Consider the following 6,804-nt stretch of genomic DNA (forward strand, 5'->3'; position numbering starts at 1 on the left):
GTTGTGCGCGGCGCTCCTTTCGGGGCGCGGCGCCGCGGCATCCCGCGTTAACAGGCGCGCGCAGCCTTCGGGTGTGCGGCGTCCGGCCGCTCGGCCCCCCGCTCCGCGCAGGTCAGGCGGTGAAGAACGCCTCGGCGACGCGGGTGAGGTCGGCGAGGTCGGCCACACCGGCGAGCTCGCGGGCGGAGTGCATCGACAGGATCGGGATGCCGACGTCGACCGTCGCGATGCCCAGACGCGTCGCGGTGATCGGGCCGATCGTCGACCCGCACGGCACGGCGTTGTTCGACACGAACTCCTGGCTGCCCACGCCCGCGGCGTCGCACCAGGCATGCCACGCGGCGGCGCCCGCACCATCGGTCGCGTAGCGCTGGTTCGCGTTGATCTTCAGGATCGGTCCCGACCCGAGCCGCGGCTGCACGACCGGGTCGTGCTTCTCGGCGTAGTTCGGGTGCACCGCGTGACCCACGTCGCTCGACACGCACCACGACGCCGCGAGCGAGCGCAGCTGCTGCTCGCGGTCGGCGCCGAGCGAGAGCTGCACGCGCTCCAAGACATCCGACAGGAACGGGCCGGCCGCCCCCGACCGGGTCGCCGAGCCGACCTCCTCGTGATCGAAGACGGCGAGCATCGCGATGCGCTCGGCGTCGAACCCGTCGGCGGCGCGCTCCAGCGCGACCACACCGGCGTGCACCGAGGCGAGGTCGTCGAGGCGGCCCGACGCGAAGAACACGTCATCCTTGCCGAACACGGTGCCGCGCGCCGCATCGGCGGTGACGATGTCGTAGCCGCGGATACGCGCGGCATCCACCCCCGCCTCCGTCGCCAGCTCTGCGAGCAGATCAGCGGATTCCGCTTCGCCGAGCCCCCACACCGGCTGGGTCTGCCGCTGCTTGTCGAGAGCGAGGCCGTCGTTCGCCTCGCGGTCGAGGTGGATCGCCAGCTGCGGCAGGCGCAGAAGCGCCCCGGTCGCGGCGAGCACCTGGGTGCCGTCGTCGAGCACGAGCCGGCCGGCGAGGCGCAGTTCGCGGTCGAGCCACGAGTTCAGCAGCGGCCCCCCGTACACCTCGACACCCGCCTGCAGCCAGCCGAGCGATCCGGTCGTGGGGCGCGGCTTGAGCTTGAGCGCGGGCGAGTCGCTGTGCGCGCCGAAGATGTGGACGCCGGTGGTGGCATCGGCGGATGCCGGGACGACCCAAGCGAGGACGGCGCCGTCACGGACGACGAGGAATCGCCCGCCGGGCTGCGCCGGCCACGCATCGTGCTCCGACAGCTCGGTGAACCCCGCATCGCGGAGGCGCCGGGCGACCTCGGCGGCGGCGTGGAAGCTCGACGGCGAGGCGGCGACGAAGTCGGCGAGGTCTGAGGCGTGGGCGAGAGCGTCGACGGGCACAGCGGACCTCCGGGAGATGGCGGGTGGAACCCTTCGATCGTACGCCGCGCGGCGGGATATGCCGCGGCGCGAATATGCCGCCCGGCTACAGCTCGGTGGGCCCGAGGGGGCCTGGACGTCAGGCGATCTCGCCCGCCGCGACGGTCTCGGCGAGGGCGTGCACGCGCACGAGGTGGTGGGCGCCGTAGAAGTCGGCGGAGCTCAGGCGGTCGCCCGCCTCGGCGCCGCGGGAGACGGCGAGCACGGCGAGGCCGTGCATCCAGCCACCGGCGAGCGTGCCGAGCAGCAGGAGGTACGGCACGCCGACGGCGTACGCGTCGCGCGATGCGCCGAAGCTCAGCAGCGACGCCGTCGCCTGGCGCGCCGCGGCGACGGCGCGCTCGAGACGATCGGCCGTGCGAGTCGCGACCGGCTCGCCGACGGCGCGGAGCTCGTCGACGGTCGCGGTGATCTGCGTGAGCAGTTCCTCGACGGTGGCACCCTCGTTGCGGAGCACCTTGCGCCCGATCAGGTCGTTGGCCTGGATCGCGGTCGTGCCCTCGTAGATCGTGGTGATGCGGATGTCGCGGTAGTGCTGCGCGATGCCGGTCTCCTCGATGAAGCCCATGCCGCCGTGCACCTGGATGGCGTCGCTCGTGATGAGCTGTGCCTCCTCCGTCGCCCACGCCTTCAGGATCGGGACGAACAGCTCGGCGAGACCGCCGGCCCCGGCCGTCTCGGAGCGATCGAACAGGTCGGCCGCGTACACACCGACGGCGCGCATCGCGAAGATGCGGGTCGCCATCGACTGCAGCAGGCGGCGGACGTCGGGGTGCTCGGCGATCGGCGTGCCGGCGGGGCGGTCCATGACGCGGCCCTGCAGACGCTGGCCGGTGTAGGCGACGGCCTGCTGGTAGGCGCGCTCGGCGATGCCGGTGGCCTGGAACCCCATCCCCGATCGGGCCGAGTTCATCATCACGAACATGCCGGCGAGGCCGCCGTGCAGCTCGCCGACGAGGTAGCCGGTCGCGTCCTCGAACGACAGCACGCAGGTCGGGCTCGCGTGGATGCCGAGCTTGTGCTCGATCGCCACCGTCTCGACGCCGTTGCGGTCGCCGATCGTGCCGTCCGCGCCGACCAGGAACTTCGGGACCACGAACAGCGACAGGCCCTTCGCACCCTCGGGGGCGTCGGGCGTGCGCGCCAGCACGAGGTGGACGATGTTGTCGGCGACGTCGTGGTCGCCCCACGTGATGAAGATCTTCTGGCCGCGGAGCCCCCAGGTGCCGTCCTCGCGGGGCGTCGCGACCGTGCGGATCGCGCCGAGGTCGGTGCCCGCGTCGGGCTCGGTGAGGTTCATCGTGCCGGTCCACTCGCCCGAGACGAGACGCGTCAGGTAGGTCTCGCGCAGATCATCGGATGCCACGGCGTCGAGCGCATGGATCTGCCCCGCCGTCAGCAGCCAGCAGAGCGCGAACGCGGCGTTGGAGCCGTTCCAGATCTCGCCGAGCCCGGCCCGGATCGCGCCCGGCAGCCCGTCGCCACCGGCGGAGACGGGGGCCTCGGCGGTGATCCAGCCGGCCTCCGCGAACGCACGGTACGCCTCGGCGTAGCCGGCGGGCAGGCGGACCTGGCCGTCTTCGAGACGCGCGCCTTCCTCATCACCCACGCGCAGGAGCGGGGCGAGGACCGACGAGGCGAATTCGCCCGCACCGGCGATGATCTCCGCGGCATCCGCTGCGGTCAGCTCACCGCCCGTGGCCCGCGAGACGATGTCGAGACCGAAGGCCTCCCCCGTCAGGAACGCGTAGTCCGCAACGGGCGCGGTGTACTCGGACGATGCTGCCATGGGGTGCTCCTCGGTGAACGGGTCGGTTGCGACCGAGGATCAGTCTACGCGCGACTGAGTACCAGTGCGCGAGGAACTGAGTCCCGAACGCTCGCGGGGCAGAGCGGCCACGCGCGCCACCGATTCGGGAACAACAAAACCCCCGGGTGGAGCCGGGGGTTTTGAGTAGCGGGAGCGGGGCTTGAACCCGCGACCTCACGATTATGAGTCGTGCGCTCTCACCAACTGAGCTACCCCGCCGCGAAGCTTCCAGAGGATGCTACGAGCCCCGAGTCAGGATTGAACTGACGACCCCTTCCTTACCATGGAAGTGCTCTGCCACTGAGCTATCGGGGCGTGCTGCCTTCAAGAAGGCAACTAGAAGAGGATACCAGAGCCGCGGCATCCCAACGAACTCGGATCAGTCCGTGTGCTCGTACAACCATCCCATCGGGTCGACGCGCTGCGTACCGCCGAGCAGCACCTCGAGGTGGAGGTGCGGACCGGTCACCTTACCCGTCGAACCGACCGTGCCGAGCACATCCCCCGCGGCGACACTGTCGCCGGCGGAGACGCGGAGCGAGCCGTACTCCATGTGCGCGTAGCGCGTGGAGACGAGCTGCCCGTCGATGATGTGGTCGACGACGACGGTCACCCCGTAGTCACCGCCACCTTCGGTGGAGATGCGGACGGTGCCCGCCGCGATCGCGTGGATCTCGGCGCCCCGGCCGGGTGTCAAGTCGACACCGCGATGGGGGGTGGCGAACTTCGACAGGTAAGAACTGGAGCCGTAGCCCGCCGAGATCGGCACGCCCACGGGGAAGGGCCACTGCACATCGGCGGCGGTGTCGTTGACCCAGGTGCCGGCGAACTGCGTCACACCCGACTCGGCGGCGACCTCCGCCATCGACTGGATGTCGTAATCGCCGGTGCGCTCGAGGTCGCTGGCCTTGGTGTCGGATGCCGCGACGTAGGCCTGGATCTCCTTCTCGGCGCTCACCCGCTCGGGGGCGAGAACGGAGACATCAGAGGCCGCAGCCGGGCCGAAGGCGGAGACGGCCGAGACGGGGGTCGTCGTCACGAACGCGAGTGCCCCCACGACGCCGACGACGGAGACGGAGAAGGATGCCGCGGCGGCGCGCTTGAACATCGCCGCACCACGGCGGGGACGCGGCGGCACCGCCGCGGCGGCACGCGCGCGGGTGGTCGGTGCGGCCTCGGCTTCCGCCTCGACGGCGGCGCGGGCGACCTGGATGGGCGTCTCGCCGGTGAAAGCGAAAACCCGGGCGGCGAGCTCGAACTCGTCGAGGATGCTCGGCCCGGGCTGCTCGGCGGCGAGGTGCGTCGAGGTGGCGGACGGGAGGATCACCGTCTCGTCGAGGAACTCCGGCGCGGAGCTGCCGGGCGCCGCCTCGGGGGCAACGGTCACGCGCGCACGGCGGCGCAGCGGCAGCGACGCGGCGACCGTCTCGACGACGATCTGCTCGGAAAGCGACTGCGGGGCGGCCGGCTTCGCCGCAGCGGCCTCGACCTCGGTGGCCTGAACCTGGGTGGCCTGAGCCTGGGTGCCCTGGACCTCGGCGGCGGTCTTCTGCGCGGCCTGGGCAACGAGGCGGCGGTACTCGGCACGGGTCAGCGGAGTGCCGCTGGGCGCGGCGGGTCGCTGATCACGACGGGCGCCGGCGGCGCCGGTCATGGAGGTGTCGAGGGTCAAACGCGCAGGCTCTCGGGGTCATGCGGCTGGCGCCGCGGCTTCGGGCTTCAGGATCTCTCCGCTCGGGCAAGCGAAGGTAACGATCAGATAACCACGCTACACGACGCCGCTGAAAGTCGCATGTGCGCGGTCACAGTCCCAACGCCTCGACGATCCGGGCGTGGAGCACAGCCCCCGCGGCGACCGTCATCTCGCGGCCCGGGCGACCATCGGGCGCCCCCGTGACGACGCCGCCGGCCTCCTCGACGAGCAGCCCACCGGCCGCGTGGTCCCACGGGTGCAGGCCACGTTCGAAGTACCCGTCGAGGCGCCCCGCGGCGACGTAGGCGAGGTCGAGGGATGCCGCGCCGGCACGTCGCAGGTCGCGTGCGAGCGGCATCACGGCGGCCACTCGGGCGAGGTCGCCGGCGTGCGTGGCGGGGTCGTAACCGAAGCCGGTGGCGACGAGTCCACCGGCCTCACCCACCTCGCCGACGTGCAGGCGACGGTCGCCGAGCCAGGCCCCCTCGCCGCGCACGGCGTGGAACGTCTCCCCCGTGACCGGCTGGTGCACGACGCCGACGAGGGCGGTCCACGTGCGCGCATCCGGTTCACCCGTGACGGCGGCGATGCTCACCGCGTAGTGCGGGCTGCCGTAGGCGTAGTTCACGGTGCCGTCGATCGGATCGACGACCCACGTGATCTCCGCGCCGGAGCGTTCCGCCCCCGACTCCTCGCCGAGGAACCCGTCGCCGGGGCGCGCGGCATCCAATCGAGCGCGGATGAGCAGCTCCACCTCGCGATCAGCCTCGGTCACGATGTCGGCGATCGCCGATTTGGTCGCGGCGATCGCGACGCCTTCTTCGCGCCGGCGCCGCGCCAGATCACCGGCCTCGCGGGCGATGTCGACGGCGAGATCGGCGAGCGAAGCGGTGTCCATGCGCCCACGCTATCGCCCGCTACGTTGAGGGGATGAGCGCTACCCGAGACGTCATCATCATCGGCGGCGGACACAACGCCCTCGTCGCCGCGGCCTACCTCGCGAAGGCGGGCAAGACTGTCACCGTCCTCGAACGGCTCGACGATGTCGGCGGCGCCGCGGTGTCGGAGCGGCCGTGGGCGGGAGTGGATGCCAAGCTGTCGCGGTACTCGTACCTGGTGAGCCTGCTGCCCGCGTCGATCATCCGTGATCTCGGGCTCGACATCCGGCTCAAGCGACGCCGCTACTCCTCGTACACCCCGCTTCCCGAGGACCCCAGCCGCGGCATCCTCGTCGACCGCGGTGACGAGGATGCGACCGCCGCGAGCTTCCTCCGCGCCACCGGCGACGCCGCCGAAGCCGACCGATACGCTGCATTCGGCGACCGTCTCGCGCCGCTCGCGCAGACGCTCTTCCCCACCGTGACCTCGCCGCTGCAGCGCGCCGCGGACGTCCGCGCCGCGGTCGGTGACGACGAGCTGTGGGAGGCGATCGCCGAGCGCCCCATCGGCGGATTCATCCGCGACTCGCTGGCCACCGACATCACCCGCGGCATCGCACTGACCGATGGTCTCATCGGCACGTTCGCGAGCGCCGACGAAACCTCGCTGCGGCAGAACCGCTGCTTTCTGTACCACGTGATCGGCGGCGGCACCGGGGACTGGGACGTGCCGATCGGCGGCATGGGCACCGTCAGCCGCGCCCTCGACACCGCCGCCCGCGCGGCCGGCGCCGAGATCCGCACCCGCGCGACGGTCACCGCCCTCACACCCGACGGCGAGGTCACGCTCGACAGCGGTGAGACGCTGCACGCGAAGGTCGTGCTCAGCGGCGCCGGCCCGGCGGTCCTCGACGCTCTGCTCGCCGCCGGCGACGCGGCGGGCACCGGCCGCGCCCGGCCCGAGGGCGCCCAGGTGAAGGTCAACAAGAGA

5 protein-coding genes and 2 tRNA genes are annotated in these 6,804 nt (G+C 72.0%); 1 reads left to right on the forward strand and 6 read right to left on the reverse strand.

Features of this window, described 5'->3' with window-relative positions:
• Positions 1-112: 112 nt before the first annotated feature.
• The 6 genes from ACHFGS_RS09725 to ACHFGS_RS09750 all read right to left on the reverse strand — a co-directional run bounded on the left by ACHFGS_RS09725 (position 113) and on the right by ACHFGS_RS09750 (position 5,833).
• Positions 113-1,393 (reverse strand): M18 family aminopeptidase, encoded by a 1,281-nt coding sequence (locus ACHFGS_RS09725; RefSeq protein WP_394278661.1) that lies wholly within the window; start codon positions 1,391-1,393, stop codon positions 113-115.
• A gap of 118 nt (positions 1,394-1,511) precedes the next feature.
• A complete protein-coding gene (locus ACHFGS_RS09730; protein ID WP_394278660.1) occupies positions 1,512-3,221 on the reverse strand; it encodes an acyl-CoA dehydrogenase family protein in 1,710 nt (569 codons plus the stop codon).
• A gap of 166 nt (positions 3,222-3,387) precedes the next feature.
• Positions 3,388-3,461, reverse strand: a tRNA-Met gene (locus ACHFGS_RS09735).
• A gap of 24 nt (positions 3,462-3,485) precedes the next feature.
• Positions 3,486-3,557, reverse strand: a tRNA-Thr gene (locus ACHFGS_RS09740).
• Positions 3,558-3,621: 64 nt separating this feature from the next.
• Positions 3,622-4,914 carry a M23 family metallopeptidase gene (locus ACHFGS_RS09745; protein WP_394289423.1) on the reverse strand — a complete coding sequence of 431 codons (1,293 nt, stop codon included), beginning with the start codon at positions 4,912-4,914 and terminating at the stop codon, positions 3,622-3,624.
• A 130-nt stretch (positions 4,915-5,044) separates the two neighbouring features.
• On the reverse strand, positions 5,045-5,833 hold the full coding sequence (locus tag ACHFGS_RS09750) for an inositol monophosphatase family protein (protein ID WP_394289424.1): 789 nt from the start codon (positions 5,831-5,833) through the stop codon (positions 5,045-5,047).
• Between the two features lie 32 nt (positions 5,834-5,865).
• Here ACHFGS_RS09750 and ACHFGS_RS09755 point away from each other — a divergent pair.
• The coding region (locus ACHFGS_RS09755) for a phytoene desaturase family protein (RefSeq protein ID WP_394289425.1) at positions 5,866-6,804 on the forward strand (939 nt) is incomplete at its 3' end.

The sequence above is a fragment of the Microbacterium sp. genome (genome assembly GCF_043427715.1).
Lineage (GTDB): Bacteria > Actinomycetota > Actinomycetes > Actinomycetales > Microbacteriaceae > Microbacterium.